22 protein-coding genes are annotated in these 22,043 nt (G+C 53.0%); 10 read left to right on the top strand and 12 right to left on the bottom strand.

Annotated features, from left to right (window positions below; all coding sequences use genetic code 11):
* Positions 1–64: 64 nt before the first annotated feature.
* Positions 65–976 (top strand): 2-dehydropantoate 2-reductase, encoded by a 912-nt coding sequence (gene panE, locus EC840_RS09195; protein ID WP_113876149.1) that lies wholly within the window; start codon positions 65–67, stop codon positions 974–976.
* The gene (gene yajL / locus EC840_RS09190; RefSeq protein WP_112287498.1) at positions 939–1,547 is read left to right on the top strand and encodes a protein deglycase YajL; all 609 of its coding nucleotides are present in this window, start codon (positions 939–941) and stop codon (positions 1,545–1,547) included. The genes panE and yajL overlap by 38 nt, the downstream gene beginning before the upstream one ends.
* A gap of 83 nt (positions 1,548–1,630) precedes the next feature.
* Here yajL and thiI read toward each other — a convergent pair whose 3' ends face one another.
* On the bottom strand, positions 1,631–3,079 hold the full coding sequence (thiI, locus tag EC840_RS09185; RefSeq protein WP_113876150.1) for a tRNA uracil 4-sulfurtransferase ThiI: 1,449 nt from the start codon (positions 3,077–3,079) through the stop codon (positions 1,631–1,633).
* Between the two features lie 276 nt (positions 3,080–3,355).
* On the opposite strand from thiI, the gene xseB reads away from it, so the two are divergent.
* The 4 genes from xseB (at position 3,356) to EC840_RS09165 (ending at position 7,541) form a co-directional block, all read left to right on the top strand.
* Positions 3,356–3,598: an exodeoxyribonuclease VII small subunit gene (gene xseB, locus EC840_RS09180; protein WP_013576657.1), complete on the top strand. Its 243-nt coding sequence runs from the start codon at positions 3,356–3,358 to the stop codon at positions 3,596–3,598.
* Positions 3,599–3,604: 6 nt separating this feature from the next.
* Positions 3,605–4,534, top strand: a complete 930-nt coding sequence (ispA, locus tag EC840_RS09175) for a (2E,6E)-farnesyl diphosphate synthase (protein ID WP_112287496.1) — start codon at positions 3,605–3,607, stop codon at positions 4,532–4,534.
* Positions 4,535–4,552: 18 nt separating this feature from the next.
* On the top strand, positions 4,553–6,415 hold the full coding sequence (dxs, locus tag EC840_RS09170) for a 1-deoxy-D-xylulose-5-phosphate synthase (RefSeq protein WP_132965049.1): 1,863 nt from the start codon (positions 4,553–4,555) through the stop codon (positions 6,413–6,415).
* A 151-nt stretch (positions 6,416–6,566) separates the two neighbouring features.
* Positions 6,567–7,541 (top strand): aldo/keto reductase, encoded by a 975-nt coding sequence (locus tag EC840_RS09165; protein ID WP_132965047.1) that lies wholly within the window; start codon positions 6,567–6,569, stop codon positions 7,539–7,541.
* 89 nt (positions 7,542–7,630) lie between these two features.
* Here EC840_RS09165 and pgpA read toward each other — a convergent pair whose 3' ends face one another.
* From pgpA to nrdR, 6 genes are all read right to left on the bottom strand, one after another.
* Entirely contained in the window at positions 7,631–8,125 is a 495-nt protein-coding gene (gene pgpA / locus EC840_RS09160; protein ID WP_113876254.1) for a phosphatidylglycerophosphatase A, read from the bottom strand.
* Between the two features lie 62 nt (positions 8,126–8,187).
* Positions 8,188–9,174, bottom strand: coding sequence for a thiamine-phosphate kinase (gene thiL, locus EC840_RS09155; RefSeq protein ID WP_120160810.1), 987 nt, complete (start codon positions 9,172–9,174; stop codon positions 8,188–8,190).
* A gap of 166 nt (positions 9,175–9,340) precedes the next feature.
* The gene (gene nusB / locus EC840_RS09150; RefSeq protein ID WP_013576663.1) at positions 9,341–9,754 is read right to left on the bottom strand and encodes a transcription antitermination factor NusB; all 414 of its coding nucleotides are present in this window, start codon (positions 9,752–9,754) and stop codon (positions 9,341–9,343) included.
* A 20-nt stretch (positions 9,755–9,774) separates the two neighbouring features.
* Positions 9,775–10,245 (bottom strand): 6,7-dimethyl-8-ribityllumazine synthase, encoded by a 471-nt coding sequence (gene ribE, locus EC840_RS09145; RefSeq protein WP_095924936.1) that lies wholly within the window; start codon positions 10,243–10,245, stop codon positions 9,775–9,777.
* Between the two features lie 124 nt (positions 10,246–10,369).
* Positions 10,370–11,524, bottom strand: coding sequence for a bifunctional diaminohydroxyphosphoribosylaminopyrimidine deaminase/5-amino-6-(5-phosphoribosylamino)uracil reductase RibD (gene ribD, locus EC840_RS09140; protein WP_132965045.1), 1,155 nt, complete (start codon positions 11,522–11,524; stop codon positions 10,370–10,372).
* A gap of 9 nt (positions 11,525–11,533) precedes the next feature.
* Entirely contained in the window at positions 11,534–11,983 is a 450-nt protein-coding gene (nrdR, locus tag EC840_RS09135; RefSeq protein WP_015698341.1) for a transcriptional regulator NrdR, read from the bottom strand.
* 160 nt (positions 11,984–12,143) lie between these two features.
* Between nrdR and EC840_RS09130 the strand changes: the two genes are divergently transcribed.
* On the top strand, positions 12,144–12,722 hold the full coding sequence (locus EC840_RS09130) for a DUF3251 domain-containing protein (RefSeq protein WP_129638310.1): 579 nt from the start codon (positions 12,144–12,146) through the stop codon (positions 12,720–12,722).
* A gap of 79 nt (positions 12,723–12,801) precedes the next feature.
* Here the strand turns inward: EC840_RS09130 and secF are convergent, their stop codons facing one another.
* The 5 genes from secF to queA form a co-directional block, all read right to left on the bottom strand.
* Complete coding sequence (secF, locus tag EC840_RS09125; RefSeq protein ID WP_211334002.1) at positions 12,802–13,713, bottom strand: protein translocase subunit SecF; 912 nt, start codon at positions 13,711–13,713, stop codon at positions 12,802–12,804.
* A 73-nt stretch (positions 13,714–13,786) separates the two neighbouring features.
* Entirely contained in the window at positions 13,787–15,634 is a 1,848-nt protein-coding gene (secD, locus tag EC840_RS09120) for a protein translocase subunit SecD (protein ID WP_112287489.1), read from the bottom strand.
* A gap of 27 nt (positions 15,635–15,661) precedes the next feature.
* Positions 15,662–15,994, bottom strand: coding sequence for a preprotein translocase subunit YajC (gene yajC, locus EC840_RS09115; RefSeq protein WP_013576670.1), 333 nt, complete (start codon positions 15,992–15,994; stop codon positions 15,662–15,664).
* A 162-nt stretch (positions 15,995–16,156) separates the two neighbouring features.
* Positions 16,157–17,281: a tRNA guanosine(34) transglycosylase Tgt gene (tgt, locus tag EC840_RS09110; RefSeq protein ID WP_015698345.1), complete on the bottom strand. Its 1,125-nt coding sequence runs from the start codon at positions 17,279–17,281 to the stop codon at positions 16,157–16,159.
* Positions 17,282–17,392: 111 nt separating this feature from the next.
* Positions 17,393–18,463 (bottom strand): tRNA preQ1(34) S-adenosylmethionine ribosyltransferase-isomerase QueA, encoded by a 1,071-nt coding sequence (queA, locus tag EC840_RS09105; protein WP_113876156.1) that lies wholly within the window; start codon positions 18,461–18,463, stop codon positions 17,393–17,395.
* 134 nt (positions 18,464–18,597) lie between these two features.
* On the opposite strand from queA, the gene EC840_RS09100 reads away from it, so the two are divergent.
* The 3 genes from EC840_RS09100 to ggt all read left to right on the top strand — a co-directional run bounded on the left by EC840_RS09100 (position 18,598) and on the right by ggt (position 22,014).
* A complete protein-coding gene (locus EC840_RS09100; RefSeq protein WP_132965043.1) occupies positions 18,598–19,179 on the top strand; it encodes an ACP phosphodiesterase in 582 nt (193 codons plus the stop codon).
* A gap of 224 nt (positions 19,180–19,403) precedes the next feature.
* Positions 19,404–20,006, top strand: a complete 603-nt coding sequence (locus EC840_RS09095; RefSeq protein ID WP_095924927.1) for a peroxiredoxin C — start codon at positions 19,404–19,406, stop codon at positions 20,004–20,006.
* 256 nt (positions 20,007–20,262) lie between these two features.
* Positions 20,263–22,014, top strand: a complete 1,752-nt coding sequence (ggt, locus tag EC840_RS09090) for a gamma-glutamyltransferase (RefSeq protein ID WP_132965041.1) — start codon at positions 20,263–20,265, stop codon at positions 22,012–22,014.
* The last annotated feature ends 29 nt before the right edge of the window (positions 22,015–22,043 follow it).

Genomic DNA, 22,043 nt, shown 5'->3' with positions numbered 1-22,043 from the left:
AGCAGAATATTCTTTCTACAGCCGATTTAGCGGGCGTGATTCGCCCAACATCCCTGGAGGCACAATGAAAATAACAGTATTGGGTTGCGGTGCACTGGGACAACTTTGGCTTTCAACCCTTTATCAGCAAGGCCACGATGTTCAGGGATGGATCCGTATTCCTCAGCCTTTCTGTGCCGTCAATGTCATCTCGCCGGAAGGCATTGCTTTTAACCGCAATATGCCAACAAATGACCCGGAACATCTGGCGCAGAGCGAATTGCTGCTGGTCACGCTGAAAGCGTGGCAGGTTTCCGGCGCGGTCAGCACGCTGATGCCGATACTCAATGACAATTGCGCGATATTATTGCTGCATAACGGCATGGGTACAGTCGATGAATTACCGGCTAACCGCCTGGCAATTTTACAGGGCGCGACAACCCACGCGGCGCGACATGAAGGCAATGCGATTGTCCATGTGGCTGCCGGAGCGACGCACATCGGCCCGGTGACACCCCGAGGTGCGGCGCTGAGTTCTCTGGCGGATACACTGCATAACGCCTTACCGGACGTCGCCTGGCATGACAACATTAAGCCATCACTGTGGAATAAACTGGCAGTGAACTGTGTGATTAATCCGCTGACAGCTTTGTATGATTGTACCAACGGCGACCTGGTAGCGTATGCCGATCAGATTGAACAAATTTGTCAGGAAGTTGCGCAGGTGATGGCGATTGAAGGCGTCGAAATCCACAGAGAATCGTTGCTAAGCTTTGTCTATCAGGTGATTGAATCGACCTCCGCCAACCATTCATCGATGTTGCAGGATATCCGCAACCAGCGTCATACCGAAATTGATTACATCACCGGCTATCTTCTGCGTCGCGGGCGCAAATTCGGTCTGACCCTGCCGGTCAATACCCGCTTATTTGAACAGATTAAGAGAAAGGAAAACGATTATGAGCGCGTCAGTTCTGGTCTGCCTGGCACCTGGTAGCGAAGAAATAGAAGCCGTTACTGCGATTGATTTGCTGGTGCGGGCGGGCATTAACGTTACCACCGCCAGCGTCGCCGGTGATGGAAATCTTGAGATCCGCTGCTCGCGTGGCGTGCGCATTCTGGCCGACGTCGCGCTGGTGGATGTCGCGGATGAAGATCATGATGTGATTGTATTGCCCGGCGGTCTCGGCGGTGCGACCTGTTTCAGCGAAAGTCCGCTGCTGGTAGAGAAAGTCCGCCAGATGCACGTCAGCGGTAAAATTGTTGCCGCTATCTGCGCCGCACCCGCGCTGGTACTGGAATATCATGATTTATTCCCGGTCGGCAATATGACCGGTTTTCCGGGCTTAAAAGATAAAATCGACCCGAACAAATGGTCCGATCGCCGGGTAATTTTTGATCCACGCGTGAATCTGCTCACCAGCCAGGGACCGGGAACATCGATGGAATTCGCCCTGAAGATTATCGATCTGCTGCTGGGAAAAACAAAAGCCGCGGAGATTGCCGCTCAGCTGGTTCTCGCACCGGGGATCTATAATTATACCGATGAAGGCGCACGGGAATCCTGAGCCACAAGATACCGGGAATAATTTGAGCAAACAAAAAAGGGACTCAGCATGGCTGAACCCCTTTTTTATAGAAGGTACGCTTGTTAAGGACGATATACCTTAACGTTATCGAAACCTTGCTCTTTCAGATACAGCGCCTGCAAACGACTCATCACGCCACGATCGCAATACAGCAGATAGGTTTTGCTCTGGTCCAGATCGCCAAACTGTGTCGCCAGCTTGTAGAACGCTAATGGCTTCACTTCAACGTTTTCCAGCGCCAGCGGCTGCGCTTCTACTTCATCCGGTGCGCGTACATCCAGCACGATATCCGTTGAAGTAAACTCGGCCACGGTTTCTACTTCCGGCACCACTTCTGCGGCCTGCGCGGCAATTTCGCGAATATCGACGTTTCGCGCTTCACTGACCACTTTATCCAGTACATCGAAATCGAACATCGCTTCTTCGGCTTCAATTTTGGCTTTCACGGCTTTCACCGTCGGACTTTTCGAAATCACACCGCAATATTCCGGCATGGTTTTCGCAAAATCTTCGGTACCGATTTCACGGGCAATCTTGATGATGTGCTCTTTATCGTGAGAAATCAGCGGACGCAGGATCAGCGTGTCAGAAACGTTGTCGATCAGACGCAGGTTAGTCAGCGTCTGGCTGGATACCTGGCCCAGCGCTTCGCCGGTCACCAGCGCCTGCACGCCATAGCGCTCAGCAATGGAAGATGCCGCGCGTACCATCATACGTTTCAGGACGACGCCCATCTGGCCGTCTTCGACTTTTTCGAGGATTTCACCCACTACCGGTTCGAAATCGACGGAGATAAAGCGGACGCGGTGTGAGCTGCCGAAACGGTTCCACAGATAATGCGCCACCTGCTTCACGCCGATTTCGTGCGCTGCACCGCCGAGATTAAAGAAGCAGTAATGCACACGACAACCGCGACGCATCAGCATATAACTGGATACGCCGGAATCGAAACCGCCGGAAATCAGCGAGATCACATCTTCCTGCGTGCCAATCGGGTAACCGCCCTGACCTTCGAGGCGACTTTTCACCAGCACCAGTTGATCGTCGTTGATTTCCAGTTTCACCGTCACTTGCGGATCTTTCAGGCTGACTTTTGCCGATTCGATGTGCTGATTCAGACCGCCGCCGACATAACGTTCTACTTCGGTCGACGTGAAGTCATGTTTACCACGACGTTTAACGCGCACGCAGAAGGTTTTGCCTTCTACTTCAGAACGATAAGCTTCCAGCGTTTGCTCGAAGATATTGTGAACGTCGGTATAAGGACGGTCTTCGACTTCTTCAACATAACGGATACCCGGAATGCGGCAGAGCAATTCCTGGATCAGGTCGTGTTTGCTTTCGTCTTTGCTGCGAACTTCGATATGATCCCAGTGGCGAACCACCGCCAGCGTCTCATCATGCGGTCGCACGATATTGCGAATGCTGCTTGAGAGGATCTTAATGAAGCGCAAACGCACAGATTGGCTCTTGATGGTGATTTCAGGGAACAATTTAATGATAAACTTCATGGCAGTCTTTTGTTAGCGGGTGAAAAAACGGGGTAGTAAGTCGCTGAATAAGGATCTAGGATCCTATTATTGCTAAGCCAAATGGTCGATATGTGTCACATTGGGCTTAGCAATAATATCTGCGGCGCAGAGTATATCACTTAAAATGGGTACTCTGTGCACAAAACCCTGCAGCAGATGTCATGCTGAACAGGAATGTCTCTTGAGGCCGAGCGCTGACTCTGCCGCCTCAGTACTTCGATCATCCAGTCTGATCAACGATATTAAAAGAGAATTATGCCAAAAAAATCTGCACCACCTGCCAATTTTGAAACGGCTCTGGCCGAACTTGAACAGATCGTTTCCCGCCTCGAATCAGGCGAGCTGCCTCTGGAAGACGCACTTAACGAATTTGAGCAAGGCGTCCAGCTGGCGCGTCAGGGACAGCAAAAGCTGCAACAGGCAGAACAACGTGTTCAGATCCTGCTCGACAGCGACAACGATGCTCCGCTGACCCCGTTCACCCCAGAAGCCGAGTAACTGGTCATGTCTGAAGCGATTTCCTTTTCCGGTGCTGACGGGTTTACGCATGAGCTGCGCGCGAAGCAAAAGCGTGTGGATGAAGTCTTAACGGCGTATGTCAGCGCACAGCCACTGGCAGATTTACCGCTGGTTGAGGCGATGCGTTACGGCGCGCTGCTGGGCGGTAAACGTCTGCGCCCGTATCTGGTTTACGCCAGCGGTCAGTTGTTCAGCCTTGATTTAAAGAATCTTGATGCACCCGCGGCGGCCGTGGAATGTATCCACGCGTATTCCCTGATCCACGATGATTTACCGGCGATGGACGACGACGATTTACGTCGCGGCCAGCCGACCTGCCACATTAAATTTGGCGAAGCCAATGCGATTCTGGCCGGTGATGCGCTGCAGACGCTCGCATTCTCAATTCTGGCTGACAGTGAAATGCCAGACGTCGCGGTAAAAGATCGTCTGGCGATGATTTCCGAACTGGCCAGCGCCAGCGGTGCCAGCGGCATGTGTGGCGGCCAGGCTCTGGATTTGGCCGCTGAAGGTCAGCAGGTCGGTCTTGAAGCGTTAGAAAAAATTCACCGTCATAAAACCGGTGCGCTGATCCGCGCCGCGGTACGCATGGGTGCGCTGGCTGCCGGTGAAACCGGACGCGCCGTTTTGCCTATACTGGATAACTACGCGCAAGCCATTGGCTTGGCGTTTCAGGTCCAGGACGATATTTTGGACGTGGTTGGCGATACCGCCACACTTGGTAAACGCCAGGGCGCTGATCAGCAGCTGGGAAAAAGTACCTACCCTGCCCTGCTGGGGCTGGACGGCGCCAAGGCCAAGGCCATGGACCTGTATCAGGAAGCCGTTTCAGCACTGGATCAGCTGGCAGCACTTTCTTACAACACCGCGCCACTTCTCGCGTTAGCCAGCTTTATCATTGAACGCGATAATTAAACTTACTATGAGCAACTGATGAGTCTTGAATTAGCCAAATACCCGACACTGGCGCTGGCGGAGGATCCTGAAGATCTCCGCTCACTCCCTAAAGAGAATCTGCCTAAGCTCTGCGATGAACTGCGCCAATATTTATTGGCCAGCGTCAGCCAGTCCAGCGGACACTTTGCGTCCGGTCTGGGAACGGTGGAACTGACCGTTGCGATGCATTATGTCTACAACACGCCATTCGACCACGTTGTCTGGGATGTCGGCCATCAGGCCTATCCGCACAAAATTCTGACCGGCCGCCGTGACCGTATTTCTACCATCCGCCAGAAAGGCGGTCTGCACCCGTTCCCGTGGCGCGGTGAAAGCGAATACGACACGTTGTCCGTGGGTCACTCATCGACGTCCATCAGTGCAGGTCTGGGAATGGCTGTGGCTGCCGAGCGTGAAGGCAAAGGCCGCCGCACTGTGTGCGTGATTGGCGACGGCGCGATCACCGCGGGTATGGCGTTTGAAGCGATGAACCATGCGGGCGATATCAAACCCGACATGCTGGTTATCCTCAACGACAACGAAATGTCGATTTCTGAAAACGTCGGTGCGCTGAATAATCATCTGGCACAGCTCTTGTCCGGCAAACTGTATTCACGCCTGCGTGAAGGCGGTAAGAAAGTCCTTTCCGGCTTGCCACCGATTAAAGAACTGGTGCGCCGTACCGAAGAACATCTGAAAGGCATGATGGTGCCGGGCACGCTGTTTGAAGAACTCGGCTTTAACTATATCGGACCAGTGGATGGTCACGACGTGGTGGCGCTGGTGCAGACGCTGAAAAATATGCGCGACCTGAAAGGGCCGCAGTTGCTGCATATCATGACCAAAAAAGGCAAAGGCTACGAGCCCGCCGAAAAAGATCCGATCAGTTTCCATGCGGTGCCGAAATTCGATCCGGCTTCCGGCACACTGCCGAAAAGCAAAGAAGGTCTGCCAACGTATTCGAGGATTTTCGGTGACTGGTTGTGCGAAACCGCTGCCAAAGACAGCAAGCTGATGGCAGTCACGCCAGCGATGCGTGAAGGCTCGGGCATGGTGCGTTTCTCGCGTGAATACCCGCAACAGTATTTCGATGTGGCGATTGCCGAGCAGCACGCGGTGACATTTGCCGCCGGTCTGGCAATTGGCGGATACAAACCGATCGTCGCAATCTACTCGACATTCCTGCAACGGGCTTACGATCAGGTGATCCACGATGTGGCGATCCAGAATCTGCCGGTGCTGTTTGCCATCGATCGCGGCGGTATCGTCGGTGCCGACGGACAAACGCATCAAGGCGCATTCGATCTCTCTTTCCTGCGCTGCATCCCGAACATGACCATCATGACGCCGAGCGACGAGAACGAATGTCGTCAGATGCTGCATACCGGTTATCACCATAACAGCGGGCCGGTTGCCGTGCGTTATCCGCGTGGTAACGGGACGGGTGCCACCTGTGAACCGCTGGCGTCATTGCCCATCGGTAAAGGCGTGGTGCGCCGTGAAGGCGAGAAAGTCGCGATCCTCAACTTTGGTACATTGCTGCCGGAAGCGCTGGCTGCGGCAGAAAAACGTAACGCCACCGTGGTGGATATGCGCTTTGTGAAACCGCTGGATGACGCGTTAATTCAGGAACTGGCCGCCAGCCATGAAGTGCTGGTCACGCTTGAAGAAAACGCCATCATGGGCGGCGCAGGCAGCGGCGTGAACGAACTGCTGATGTCTAAGCGTATCCTGGTGCCGGTGCTGAATATCGGTCTGGCGGACAGCTTTGTCCCGCAGGGCACGCAGGACGAAATCCGTCATGATGTAGGGCTGGATGCCGAAGGCATCGACCGTCAGATCACCAACTGGCTGGCCTGATTATCCTCCCCTCTTTTAGTCTGAAAGAGGGGAATTTCCTTCCCCACTCCCTTCTTTGTCACACGTTCATCTCGTTCTGTGAGCTACAGTTATAGCAAGCTAATCATTTTCCACGGCTTCTGAAATAAACTTGTGTTTACCAGGAGATGTCATGCAATACACCACCTTAGGAAAAACCGGTCTGAACGTCTCACGCCTGTGTCTGGGCTGTATGACGTTTGGCGAACCCGATCGCGGAACTCATGCCTGGACGCTGCCCGAAGAAAGCAGCCGCCCGATCATTAAGCAGGCACTCGACGCGGGTATCAATTTCTTTGATACCGCCAACAGTTATTCCGACGGCAGCAGTGAAGAAATCGTCGGTCGCGCCCTGAAAGACTTCGCAAAACGCGATGAGATTGTCGTCGCCACCAAAGTCTATAACGCGGTCACTGGCCTGAAGCCGGGACTGTCGCGCGCCTCGATTATGCAATCTATTGATGACAGCCTGCGCCGCCTTGGCATGGAATATGTCGACCTGCTGCAAATCCATCGCTGGGATTACGAAACGCCGATTGAGGAAACGCTGGAAGCGCTGAACGACGTCGTGAAAGCCGGTAAGGCACGCTTTATCGGTGCGTCATCCATGCATGCGCATCAGTTTAAACAGGCGCTGGATGTCTCAGCGCAAAATGGCTGGGCGAGCTTTGTGTCGATGCAGGATCAATACAATCTGATCCAGCGTGAAGAAGAAAACGAAATGTATCCGCTGTGTCTGGAAAGGAATATCGCGGTGTTGCCGTGGAGTCCGCTGGCACGCGGCAAACTGACCCGTCCGTGGGGAGAAACCACTGCACGTTCAGTTTCCGACAATTTTGCCAAAACGTTGTACGACGCTACCGATGAAGCTGACGGTAAAATCGCTGAACGTGTGGGTAAAATTGCCGAAGATCACGGCGTACCGCGCGCGCAGATCGCACTGGCGTGGATCCTGAGTAAGCACGTGGTAACGGCCCCGATTATCGGCGCTTCACGCGCAGCTCATCTGGAAGATGCTGTCGCCGCACTGGAGATAAAACTCTCCATTGAAGAAATCGCTGAACTGGAAATGGCCTATGTGCCGCACGAAGCCACCGGTTTCAAATGATCCGAAGTGATTTGAACAAATGTGAAGTCATAAAAAAGGCGTTGTCAGGGCAAACCTGGCAACGCCATTTTACTGCTCTTTAATGCAGATCAGAACAAACCAAGCGGCCAGTGATGCCCGATCAGATAGATGATCGCCGCACCCAATACACCGGCGACGACATCATCGATCATGATGCCCATTCCGCCCTGCACGTTGCGGTCAAACCAGCGGATCGGCCAGGGTTTCCAGATATCCAGTACGCGGAAAACGATAAAGCCGATCAACACCCAGCGCCAGTCATTCACAGGGATCGCCATCAGCGTGATCCACATGCCAACAAATTCATCCCACACGATGCTGCCGTGGTCATGAACCCGCATGTCGCGCGCGGTCTGACGGCAGAGATACACGCCGATACAGATACTGAACATGACGATCATGGAATAGACCTGCCACGGCAGGTACGTCATAACAATCCAGAATGGGATCGCGGCGATGGAACCTGCGGTGCCCGGCCCGACCGGGAATAATCCGCTGCCAAAACCGGTCGCCAGCAAATGCCAGGGATTACGCAGATTTAAACGTTTTTTGGCCGCAGCCATGTCCTGAACCGGATCACCGGTTTTGCCTTTATACCCGGCTGGGCGTTTTTTACGGCCAATATTCACAGCAATTCCTCTGCGGCAAAGTGATCAAAACCCTGCCATTCAAGTTCTACCGGTGCGCCTGAACGCAAAAATTTAATCCCTTCAGACAGCGGCGCAATCTGACCGATACAGGTGAAATCAACACCCAGATGGCTCAGCGCTACATCCAGCGCGCCACGGTTGATTTCCGGGACGGTAAAGCAAAGCTCGTAATCTTCGCCACCAGTCAGTGCCCATTTCAGCGCCTGCTCAGGATCCGTGACATTCTTTAATGCGGCAGATAACGGGATGGCATCGAGATCGAGGCGAGCACCGCATTCACTGGCATTCAGTATATGTTTAAGATCCGAAATCAGCCCGTCAGAGAGATCGATAGCGGAGGTTGCCAAATCACGCAATGCCTGCCCCTGCAACACGCGCGGCGACGGCCGAAGATGACGTTTGAGCAGGAATTCACGGGTATCGGACTCCGTCACATTCAGCTGTTCCAGCAGAATGGCGAGCCCCGCTGCGCTGTCACCCAGCGTTCCGGTCACGAAAATCCAGTCACCAATACCGGCGCCGGAACGGGTTAATGCGCGCCCTGCGGGTACCAGCCCCTGAATGGTTAACGTCATGCTCAGCGGACCGCGGGTGGTGTCGCCGCCAATCAGCTGCATGCCGTAATAATTAAGTTGATCAAACAGACTGTCGCTGAATGCCTGCAGCCAGTCGGCGTTGACTTCCGGTAACGTCAGTGCAAGGGAAACCCAGGCAGGATCAGCGCCCATCGCGGCCAGATCACTGAGGTTTACCGCCAGCGCTTTATAGCCCAAATCGGCCGGTGAAATCGTTTTTAGAAAATGAATGCCTTCAACCAGAGTGTCGGTACTGACTGCTAACAGCTGCTTCTCGCCAACCGTCAGTAAGGCACAATCATCACCAATGCCTAAATGAACGTCCTGTCGGGCGGTTCTGTAACGGTTAAAGTAGCGAGTGATTACATCAAATTCGCCGCATGACATAGTACATTTCCAAATCGTTAGAATGACTTAAGGCCGGAAATCCGGCCTTAAGAGGGGTGTCACACAAAAGATAAACCAGGTGACATCACCAGATTATCAACAGAGGCGGTATTCAGGCGAAAATGACTGTCGCCATTTGTGACTGAAGCCGGCACTTTTTTGATGATCATTTTTTACGAATATGCGGGCCTGCTTTATCCAGCACACCGTTGACGAACTTATGGCTGTCTTCCGCACCAAAAGTTTTCGCCAGTTCAATGGCTTCGTTGATCGCCACTTTGTAAGGGACGTCCTGGCGTTTGCTCAGCTCAAACAGAGCCAGACGCAAAATCGCTCTTTCCACCTGGCCCAGTTCATCCAGCTGGCGGGACAGGTATGGCGCCATCAGTGCATCGAGTTTCTCAGCACTGTTTGCTACACCAGCCAGCAGTTCGCGGAAATAGGCAATGTCTACGTCTTTGACATCCTGCTCGGTCAGGAATTCTAATTCAACATCGGCGATGTCATTTTTCGACAACTGCCAGGAGTAAAGCGCCTGAACGGCACATTCACGGGCGCGGCGACGAGCAGCAGGTTTCACGGATTTCCCCTTAACTAGATTCAGGCCTTAATAGCCTTGATAACATTAATCATTTCAAGCGCGGTCAGTGCAGCTTCTGCACCTTTGTTACCGGCTTTTGTCCCTGCGCGTTCGATGGCTTGTTCAATGCTTTCTGTGGTCAGCACGCCAAAGGCAACCGGGATTTCGCTGTTCATGGCAACGCTGGACAGGCCAGAGCTGCATTCGCCCGCTACAAATTCAAAGTGGGCAGTGCCCCCGCGGATCACGGTGCCAAGTGCAACAACCGCGTCAAATTTACCGCTTTCAGCCAGTGCACGAGTTGCCAGAGGCAATTCGTATGCGCCCGGGACCCAGACTACGGTGATGTTGTCATCGCTGACCTGACCGATACGCTTTAACGCATCAACAGCGCCGGAAAGCAGGCTGTCGTTGATAAAGTTGTTAAAACGAGCAATCGCGATCGCTACGCGCGCGTTAGGCGTGGCTACAACACCTTCGATAACGTTCATAGTTTTCCTTAAAGTGGGTTCAGGAGTTTCTCAACCCCAGCCGCAGGGGGGCGGATTCTATCATAAAATTACCCTGTCTGGACATGCGCTTTTAACGTCATTCCATCAGGGGGGAGTAAAATTCTCAGTACACCGGTTTCAGGCGTAAACGTAAGTCAGGGCCAATCTGGCGGATATCGCTGAAAGCAAACTCCGGCGCATCAGTCAGATGTTGTAAACCGGGCAACTCGCAAAGTGCTCGCCCATTATTACCCAATAACTTAGGCGCCATATAAACGATTAATTCATCAACCAGACCCGCTTGTAATAAGGCGCCGGCCAGCTGCGCGCCCGCTTCCACCCAGATGGCGTTTATCTGGCGTTTTGCCAGCTGCATCATCAGCAGAACCAGATCAATACGGTTATCGCGCCCGGCCACGCGCCATTGTTCGACGGACTCCGGCCAGACCTGCGAATCGGCTTCAAGGCGCGCCAGCAAGACATCACCGGGAATATTCACCAGCTGATGCTGCGGTGTAACACGATTCTGACTGTCGAGAATGATACGCAGCGGCTGGCGCAGATTTCCCTCGGGATAGATTGCCTGCACTTCGCTGCCCAGCTCGCTCCAGCGTACATTCAGCGAAGGATTATCGGCCAGCACGGTGGCGCTGGTGCTCAGAATGGCCGAGCTTTCAGCACGAAAACGCTGAACATCCGCACGGGCTGCCGGAGACGTGATCCACTGGCTTTCGCCGGAAGCCATCGCCGTCCTCCCATCCAGAGACGCGCCCATTTTCAGCTGCACGTAAGGAAAACCTGTACGCATGCGTTTGAGAAAACCGAGGTTTACGGCTTCTGCCTGGGAATGCATCAGCCCGTGGCTGACGTCAATACCATTCTGTTTAAGGCGGTATAAACCGCGACCGGCGACTTCCGGATTCGGATCCTGCATCGCGGCGACCACGCGGCTGACACCGGCGGCCAGCAAGGCATCGGCACAAGGCGGTGTGCGCCCGTGATGGCTGCAAGGTTCGAGGGTTACGTAGGCAGTCGCGCCGCGGGCTTTCTCACCGGCCATGCGCAAAGCATGGACTTCGGCGTGCGGTTCACCGGCACGCAAATGATAGCCTTCGCCGACAATTTCGCCATTTAATACAATGACGCATCCCACATTAGGATTGGGCGTGGTGGTAAAACGTCCGAGACGCGCCAGTTCGAAAGCGCGCGCCATATAGCGTTCATCAGCAGATGATTCATCAGAAAGATTTTGAACAGAAGACGGTTGGTCAGGCAGCATCAGCTTTCCTTAGTCCTGAAGACGGGCGATCTCTTCACCAAATTCACGGATATCTTCGAAGCTGCGATACACCGATGCGAAGCGAATATAAGCGACTTTATCCAGCCCTTTCAGGGCGTCCATCACCAGATTGCCGATCATCTTGGCCGGGATTTCACGTTCGCCGGTTGCGCGCAGTTGCGACTTAATGTGACTGATGGCCGTTTCGACATCATCAGAGCTGACCGGGCGTTTTTCCAGCGCTTTGAGAAAACCGCCGCGAAGTTTGTCTTCGTTGAAAGGTTCGCGAACTTCATTGCTTTTAATGACGCGTGGCATCACCAGTTCAGCCACTTCAAAGGTGGTGAAACGCTCATGGCACACCAGACACTGACGGCGGCGGCGAACCTGCGATCCATCGCCTACCAGACGGGAATCGATGACTTTAGTATCAACAGCGGCACAAAATGGGCAATGCATAGCACTTCCTGATCGCGAACTCAATTGGACATTAGTTTAACCCGAAGTGTGCCGACAACAAAGGCTGTCGCTACTTTCATCGACATCGGGTTAAACTTAGCTATCTATATTGGTGCCCGGACGGAATGTTTCAACGGGCAGATGAAAGGAAGTCTCTGATATGACGAAACACCCGCGATTTTTACTGGCCTGTGCCGCGTTATTCAGTCTGGCGGGCTGCGCGAAGCAAAATCCTCAAATGCCGGAACTTAAAACGGAAGTGGGTCAGCTCAATCAAAAACTGCAACGCCTGACAGATCTGGCCATCGCGCTGGAGCAGCAGACCACGCTTAACCGCCAGTCATCGAATGGCGTGTATTTATTGCCGGCAGCGAAAAGCGCCGCGCTGCTGAAAAGTGATATCGGCCAGCTGGAAGTTCAGCTGACCCGCGTCGCACCCGATGCCACCGGCATTCAGGCCGTGCTTGAAATCAAAAACACCTCCGGTCAGCCATTGCCGCCGTTTACGGCTTCTTTAAGCTGGGGACAGCTGGATCCGGTCACCGGCAAACCGCTGACCGTCGATATGCAAACCCAGACGATTACCGTCGAGCCAGATTTATTACCGGGGCCGGTGAAAACCGTCGAGGTGAAGTTTAATCAGGTGACTGTCGACACGCTGGGATTTGTACACCTGCATAATATCTTGGCGACACAGCCGGTCGTAGCGACTGCCACAACGCCTGTCGTGGCTAAATAGCAGCAGCGAATTACAAACCAAAAAAAACCCCGCATCGCGGGGTTTTTGTTTTCAGGTCGGTAGCTGAACCATCGGCAAATTACGGAAGAATCGAAGGCTGATCTGCGCCCTCTTTTTCCACTTTCTGCTGCAACATGTGTTCACGCTTCATGCCCAGTTTCAGAGCCAGCGCAGACGCCACGTAGATTGACGAAACAGTACCAATTGACACACCAATCAACATGGTCAGAGAGAAGCCTTCCAGCAACGCACCGCCAAAGATATAGAGCATCAGTACCACCATCAGCGTGGTTGCTGAGGTCATAATGGTACGGCTTAACGTCTGGGTCAGGGACACGTTCATGATTTCGTAAGAGTTACCGCGACGAATTTTGCGGAAGTTTTCACGAATACGGTCCGACACCACGATGGAGTCATTCAGCGAGTAGCCGATAACCGACATCAGGGACGCGATAATGGTCAGGTCAATTTCGATCCTGAACAGCGACAATACGCCCATGGTGATGATCACGTCGTGCGCCAGTGCGATTACTGCACCCAGCGCCAGTCGCCATTCAAAACGGAACCCGACGTAAATCAGGATACAAATCAGCGCCATCAGCAGCGCCATGCCGCCAGCCTGCGCCAGATCGTTACCCACGCTCGGACCCACAAACTCGACACGTTTTACGGTGGCGTCTTTGTCGATATCAGCGTTTACCAGGCTAAGGACTTTATTCCCCAGTTCCTGACCGGCATTACCGGAAACAGGCGGAAGGCGAACCATCACGTCACGGCTGCTGCCAAAGTTCTGAACAACAGGATCCTTGAATCCTGCTTTTTCCAGATCGGCGCGCATGTCGTCGAGGTTAGCGGGCTGACTGAGGCTGATTTCAATGACGGTACCGCCAGTGAAGTCCAGACCCCAGTTGAATCCGCGAACACCCATAATCGCGACGGAAGCGATAAACAACAGGCCTGAAATACAGAAGGCCACGTTGTCCCAGCGCATAAAGTCGATGACTTTACGGCCGTAGTTCAGTTGTTCAACAGTATATGGTTGTTGCTGTGCCACAACGCACTCCTCAGATAGACAGCTTTTTAATGCGTTTGCCGCCGTAAACCAGGTTCACGATTGCACGGGTTCCCACGATCGACGTAAACATCGAGGTTGCCACACCGATAGCGGTGGTGATAGCAAAGCCTTTGATCGAACCGGTACCCACTGCATAAAGAATAATTGCCGTGATCAGGGTAGTAATGTTGGCATCGACGATACTGGAGAACGCGCCTTTATAGCCTTCATGAATCGCCTGCTGAACGGAACGACCGTTCTTCAGCTCTTCCTTGATACGTTCGTTTATCAGTACGTTGGCGTCGACGGCTACCGCCAGCGTCAGCACGATACCGGCAATACCCGGCATGGTCAGCGTTGCACCCGGCAGCAGCGACATGATCCCAACAATCAGAATCAGGTTAGCCACCAGCGCAGTCGTGGCAATAATGCCGAACTTACGGTACCAAACCACCATGAACAGAATGGATGCCACCAGACCCCACAAGCACGCTTCCAGACCCTGAGTGATGTTTTGCATCCCTAAGGTCGGGCCGATAGTACGTTCTTCAACAATCTGAATTGGCGCGATCAACGCACCGGCGCGCAGCAGCAGAGACAGCTGACGGGCTTCATTCGGATCGTTCACCCCGGTGATACGGAAGCTGTTACCCAGACGTGACTGAATCGTCGCCACGTTGATGACTTCTTCCTGTTTCGCCAGAATCGAACGGCCATTCGCATCTTTCTTACCGCTGTCTTTATATTCCACGAACAGGGTAGCCATCGGTTTGCCGATGTTATCCTTCGTGAAGTTAGACATGGCGTTACCGCCAGCGCTGTCGAGAGAGATGTTAACCTGCGGCTGATTGTACTCATCCATGCTGGATGTAGAATCAGTGATGTGGTCACCGGTCAGGATCACGCGTTTGTACAGAACTACCGGACGGCCATCACGCATGTTTTTCACTTCGCTGTCGCCCGGTACACGACCGGTTGAAGCAGCAGAAGCATCCACATTGGTGTTTACCAGACGGAATTCCAGAGTCGCGGTCGCGCCTAAAATTTCTTTAGCACGCGCAGTATCCTGAATACCCGGCAACTCAACCACGATACGGTCAGCACCCTGACGCTGTACCAGCGGCTCGGCGACACCCAGTTGGTTGACACGGTTACGCAGGATAGTGATGTTTTGCTGAACGGCATACTCGCGCGCTTCACTCAGGCGAGCATCAGTCATCACCACGCGAGCTGCATTATCGCCGCTGTTGGTGATCACTAAATCGCGGTGACGTGGGCTCAGGTAGCTGACCGCAGAATCACGGGTAGCAGCATCGCGGAAACGCACTTCAACGCCATAGTTGTCGAGCTTACGCACCGTGGCATAAGGAATATTCTTGTCGCGCAGGTCGCTGCGCATGTTGTCCATCGTTTGCTCTTGCAGCTTACTCAGCGCGGTATCCATATCCACTTCCATCAGGAAGTGAACACCACCACGCAAGTCGAGGCCCAGCTTCATCGGCTCAGCGCCCAGCATGCTCAACCAGCGCGGCGTTGCCGGCGCGAGGTTCAGTGCAATAACAAACTTGTCGCCCAGCGCTTCAGTCAGCGCTTCACGTGCACGGAGCTGTACATCCGTGTCTTTGAAACGGGCAAGAATAGCGCCATTCTCCAGAGCAACTGATTTGATCTGGATTTTGCTTTGATCTAATACGTTACGGACTTGGTCCAGCGTTGCTTCACTGGCGTCGGAACCCCGAGCACCAGTGATTTGAACAGCCGGATCCTCACCATAAAGGTTGGGAAGTGCATAAAGCAAACCGACGATGACCACAACGATCAACATCAGATACTTCCACGCAGGATAACGGTTTAACACGGCAGTTCCCTTCGGGAAAATCGAAAATTAGATAGACTTCATCGTGCCTTTTGGCAGAACTGCTGCCACGAAGTCACGTTTGATCATCACTTCGTTGGTGTCGTTCAGTGCGATAACCACATAACCGGTTTCGGCTACTTTAGTTACGCGACCGATCAGACCACCGGTGGTCATGACTTCGTCACCTTTACCGATAGAGTCCATCAGTTTTTTGTGTTCTTTAGAACGTTTCTGCTGCGGGCGCAGGATCATGAAATAGAAGATTAGACCAAAAACCACCAGCATGATAACCAGAGAGTAAGGACTTCCCTGTGACGGTGCGCCGGTCGCTGCGACTGCATCGGAAATGAAAAGACTCATTTAAATTCCCTCATTGTTGTTGTGAAGCAAATTGATGTAATACAAACCGAGAATCCGACCCGGAGTCTGGCGATGAAACGTCTCGCACAATACCCCATAATGCCGGTTCAAGAAATTATAAAATCGGCACCCCCTTTCGAAGATGCCGATACGAAAAAGAAATCAGAAGTTTAAAGGCGGAACAGGCTTGCCTTTACGCTCGTAGAAGTCTGTCACAAACGCTTCTAATTTACCCTCTTCAATAGCCTGGCGTAAACCGGCCATCAGACGCTGGTAATAGCGCAGATTATGGATCGTATTTAACCGCGCACCGAGAATTTCGTTGCAACGGTCAAGATGATGCAAGTAAGCGCGGCTGTAATTGCGACATGTGTAGCAATCACAGTGTTCGTCGAGCGTTGACGTGTCATCTTTATGCTTCGCATTTCGGATTTTCACGATGCCATCGGTCACGAAAAGATGACCATTTCGCGCATTACGCGTTGGCATCACGCAGTCAAACATATCGATACCGCGACGCACGCCTTCCACCAAATCTTCCGGTTTACCGACACCCATCAGATAACGAGGTTTGTCTTCCGGGATTTGCGGGCAAACGTGTTCGAGGATACGGTGCATATCTTCTTTTGGCTCACCTACCGCCAGGCCGCCCACAGCGTAACCATCAAAGCCGATATCTACCAGCCCTTTTAATGATACATCTCGTAAATCTTCGTAAACGCTGCCCTGAATAATACCGAACAAAGCATTCTTATTATTCAATTCGTTGAAGCGATCGCGGCTACGTTTTGCCCAGCGCAAAGACATCTCCATAGAACGTTTTGCGTAATCCCAGTCAGCAGGATAAGGCGTACATTCGTCGAAGATCATCACGATGTCCGAACCCAGATCGTTTTGGATTTCCATCGATTTTTCAGGGCTCAGGAAGACAGGATCCCCGTTGATCGGATTGCGGAAATGCACACCTTCTTCTTTGATTTTACGCATCGCGCCCAGGCTGAATACCTGGAAACCGCCGGAATCGGTGAGGATCGGGCCGTGCCAGTTCATGAAATCATGCAGGTCGCCGTGCAGCTTCATGATTTCCTGCCCCGGACGCAGCCACAGGTGGAAAGTGTTACCCAGCAAAATCTGTGCGCCAGTTTCCTTTACTTCTTCCGGGGTCATGCCTTTTACGGTGCCGTAAGTACCCACTGGCATAAAGGCCGGGGTTTCGACTACGCCACGTTCAAAGACCAGACGTCCGCGACGTGCGCGGCCATCGGTAGTGCTTAATTCGTACTTCACATTGCCTCCAGCATCAGAGAAACAGTCTGATGAGGTTAAGTCCGTGGCATGATGCCCGGAAAAGAAAGCCCGAATGCACCGAGTGCGTCCGGACCGGTAATTACAAAAAGGCTACTGGCCGACCACTTCCTGCGGCGCCAGCGGGTTACGGTTGATGAACATCGCATCCCCATAACTAAAGAAACGGTACTGCTCTGCGACGGCCTGATGATAGGCATTCATCGTATTTTTATAGCCGGCAAACGCCGACACCAGCATGATCAGCGTCGATTCAGGCAGGTGGAAATTGGTAATCAGGGAATCAATCACCTGATAGTGATAACCCGGATAGATGAAGATTTTGGTATCGCCGAAGAATGGCGCAATCAATGCATCTTCACTGGCCTTCGCCGCACTTTCCAGCGAACGCACAGACGTTGTGCCCACGGCCACCACTTTATTGCCGCGCGCTTTACACGCCAGCACCGCATCCACGACTTCCTGAGGCACTTCGGCATACTCGGCGTGCATGATGTGGTCTTCAATGGTGTCCACGCGAACCGGCTGGAAAGTCCCTGCGCCCACGTGCAGTGTGACGAAAGCAAACTCCACACCTTTGGCTTTCAGCGCATCCATCAGCGGCTCATCGAAATGCAAGCCAGCGGTTGGCGCAGCTACCGCGCCCGGACGTTCGCTGTAGACGGTCTGATACAGTTCACGGTCAGCATCTTCATCAGGGCGGTCGATATAAGGCGGCAGCGGCATATGGCCGATTTCGTTGAGCAGAGTAAAGACATCACGATCTTCATTAAATTCCAGCTCGAACAACGTATCGTGGCGCGCCACCATCGTCGCTTTAATATCTTCTTTATCACCAAGCAGCAGTTCTGCACCCGGTTTTGGCGATTTGGACGCACGCACATGCGCCAGAACGCGGTGCGAATCGAGCACACGCTCAACCAGCACTTCAATTTTTCCGCCGCTGACCTTACGGCCAAACACCCGGGCCGGGATCACGCGGGTATTGTTAAATACCAGCAAATCGCCGGGATGGATTTTATCGAGAATATCGGTGAACACGCCGTGCGTTAACTCACCGCTCGGCCCGTCCAGAGACAACAAACGACAGCCGCTGCGCTGGGTCTGCGGATAGCGCGCAATCAGGGATTCAGGGAGTTCAAAAGAAAAATCGGCAACACGCATGGCTTTTCACTTCACTTAACGACAAAAACAGGCGGCTTAGTCTAGAGGGACGGGGCATCCCCTGCAAGCATCTGCGTCAATAAAGGCACCCGCTGCCCTGTCAGAGATCAACTTTCCTGCGTTATACTGCCGTCATGAATTTTCTCGCTCACCTCCATCTGGCCTCACTGGCTCAAAGTTCCCTGACCGGCAACCTGCTGGCTGACTTCGTTCGCGGCAATCCTGACGGACAATATTCAGCTGAAATTGTCAGCGGGATCCGCATGCATCGCCGCGTAGATACCATGACCGATTCGCTGCCGGAAGTGAAAATTGCCCGCAGCTATTTTCGTGAAGATTTTCGCCGCGTCGCGCCCATCACGCTCGATGTGGTCTGGGATCATTTTCTCTCACGTCACTGGGCCACAATTCATCCGCAACAGTCGCTGGAAGATTTTCTTGACGACTGCCAGCAGGAAATCGAGCCGCAGTTGCCTGAAATGCCGGAACGTTTCCAGAATCTGAATGCGTATTTATGGCCGGAACGCTGGATGGAACGTTATGCCGTGCTGCCTTTTATTGGCGACGTATTGCGCGGCATGGCTAACCGGCGGCCAAAACTCGGCGCGCTGACCGGTTCTTTCCATGATATCGAGCTCAATTACGATGCTCTCGAACAGCTTTTTTGGCAGTTTTATCCGGTCATGATGCAACAGGCGAAAGACCGGAAAATCTGACAAACACCGCGAATTTTGTGATTCCATCCGCAATTCCCTGCAATACAAAAGGTTGTTGTTAAAAAAGTATGGGACTTACATCAAAGACTGATAGCCGGATGCTATCTGATTGATTGGTGCGATGGGGTTTATTCACCCGAGGGTTGCCCCTATACTGGCAGTCGTTTTGTTCACCCTTCCTTCTCACCTACGACGCCCGTAAGGGTTTCATAAGGAGTAATATTATGGTTCTGGTAACTCGTCCAGCCCCTGACTTCACCGCAGCAGCAGTTCTCGGTAGCGGCGAAGTAGTTGAAAACTTCAACTTCAAAAAACACACTGCAGGCAAACCTACTGTTATCTTCTTCTGGCCAATGGACTTCACTTTCGTTTGTCCTTCTGAGCTGATCGCTTTCGATCACCGTTACGAAGAATTCCAGAAACGTGGCGTAGAAGTGGTAGGCGTGTCCTTCGACTCCGAGTTCGTTCACAACGCATGGCGTAACACCCCTGTTGAGAAAGGCGGTATCGGTCCTGTTAAATACGCGATGGTTGCTGACATCAAACGCGAAATTCAGAAAGCCTACGGTATCGAACATCCGGACGCTGGCGTTGCACTGCGCGGCTCTTTCCTGATCGACAAAGAAGGCGTTGTACGTCACCAGGTAGTGAATGATCTGCCACTGGGTCGTAACATCGACGAAATGCTGCGTATGGTTGACGCACTGCAATTCCACGAAGAGCACGGCGAAGTGTGCCCGGCTCAGTGGGAAAAAGGCAAAAAAGGTATGGGCGCTTCTCCGGACGGCGTGGCTAAATACCTGACAGAAAACGCGTCAAACCTGTAATCCCTTCACGGATTTCAAGGTCAATAACGGTCAGCTAAGCTGGCCGTTTTTTTTGCCTGCCATCCGACACGATCACAATTTCCCCTTCCCCCTCCCCGTTTTGCCTGTTTTACGTCTACGCTGAAAATGTTCCACTCCGGTCATTATGGCGTGCAGTTTGCATAGTTCTGATCGGATAAAACACCCAAAAAAAGCGTTATCACACAATAACCTGAAGGTTATGACTCATTAGACAGGGTAATAAACAGGAGCCCCTATGTTACGGAAATCACTCATCGCGCTGACCTTGCTGACCAGCTTTCCGTTGTACGCCGCGTCCAGCCCTGCGGTTGAAGCCAAAAACGGCATGGTTGTCACTTCGCAATATCTGGCCTCTCAGGTCGGGGTCGATATTCTAAAAATGGGCGGAAACGCCATTGATGCCGCTGTGGCCGTTGGCTACGCGCAGGCCGTCGTGAACCCATGTTGTGGCAATATCGGCGGCGGAGGCTTCATGACGGTGCATCTTGCTGATGGTAAAGACACTTTCATTAACTTCCGCGAAACCGCACCTGCCGCCGCCAGCGCCAATATGTATCTGGACGCAGACGGGAATGTGAAAAAAGGCGCCAGCCTGTACGGATATCTCGCGGCGGGTGTACCGGGCACAGTACTGGGCCTGGATACGGTGCAGAAGGAATACGGCAAACTGACGCGCCAGCAGGTGATGGCACCGGCGATTGAACTTGCCCGTCAGGGCTTTGTGCTGACCCGCGCCGATACCGATATTCTTGATACCAAGGTTGACCGCTTCAAAGAAGATCCTGAGGCAGCGCGCATTTTCCTGCGTAAAGACGGCAGCGCACTACAGCCGGGCGATAAACTGGTTCAAACCGATTTAGCCAATACGCTGGAATTTATTTCAAAACACGGGCCGGATGCTTTCTATAAAGGCAAAATCCCGGCAGCGGTGGAAGCGGCCTCGAAAAAAGGCGGCGGTATCCTGACAGCGGCAGATTTCGCGAACTATAAAGTCACTGAGGACGCGCCGATCACCTGCAGCTATCGCGGCTATAAATTCGTGTCCGCACCGCCGCCAAGCTCCGGTGGAGTGACAATGTGTGAAATTCTCAACATCGTTGAGGGCTACGACATCAAGAGCATGGGCTTCAACTCAGCGGCGTCGATTCACGTGCTCACCGAAGCCATGCGCCATGCTTACATGGACCGCAATACCTATCTTGGCGATCCGGAATTTGTGAAAAACCCGATCGACCGCCTGATCAGTAAAAGCTACGCCGAAGAAATTCGTAAGAAAATAGAAGCAGATAAAGCCACGCCTTCCACAGCCGTTCAGCCGGGGATGGAACCGCACGAGAAACCGGAAACCACCCATTACTCTATCGTCGATAAAATGGGTAACGCCGTCTCAACCACTTACACCATTAATGGCTTGTTTGGCTCTGTGGTCATCGCGCCAGGAACCGGTTTCTTCCTTAATGATGAAATGGATGACTTCACCACCAAAGTCGGTGAGAAAAACCTCTTCGGCCTGGTGCAGGGCGTTAAAAACGCAATCGCCCCCGGTAAGCGCCCACTATCGTCTATGAGTCCGAGTTTAGTGACCAAAGACGGCAAAACCTTCATGGTTCTCGGCTCGCCTGGCGGTTCGCGCATCATCACCATCACTCTGCAAACGGCGCTGAATGTTATCGACCACGGTATGCCACCGCAGGAAGCGGTGAATGCGCCACGTATTCATCATCAGTGGTTGCCGGATGAAGTCTATTACGAGCAGCGCGGCGTTTCACAGGACAGCCTGAACATCCTGCAGAAGATGGGTTACAAAATGGTGGAACAAACGCCGTGGGGTGCCGCAGAGCTGATTATGGTGGGATTACCGGGTGCCGCTGGCGTGACATCCGCGACCTCAGGTAATGACTCGGCAGTTTCAGGCAAGGTGCGCGAAGGTTATCTGTACGGCGCGAATGATGTGCGACGCCCCGCAGGTGCGGCCATCGGCTATTAACCGGCATCCTTCACGCTATTTCTGCGTTG

Origin of the sequence: Rahnella sp. JUb53, from assembly GCF_004346065.1 — a bacterium.
Lineage (GTDB): Bacteria > Pseudomonadota > Gammaproteobacteria > Enterobacterales > Enterobacteriaceae > Rahnella > Rahnella variigena.
The sequence above is the reverse complement of the archived record's forward strand: the minus strand, read 5'-3'. Positions and strand labels throughout refer to the sequence as shown.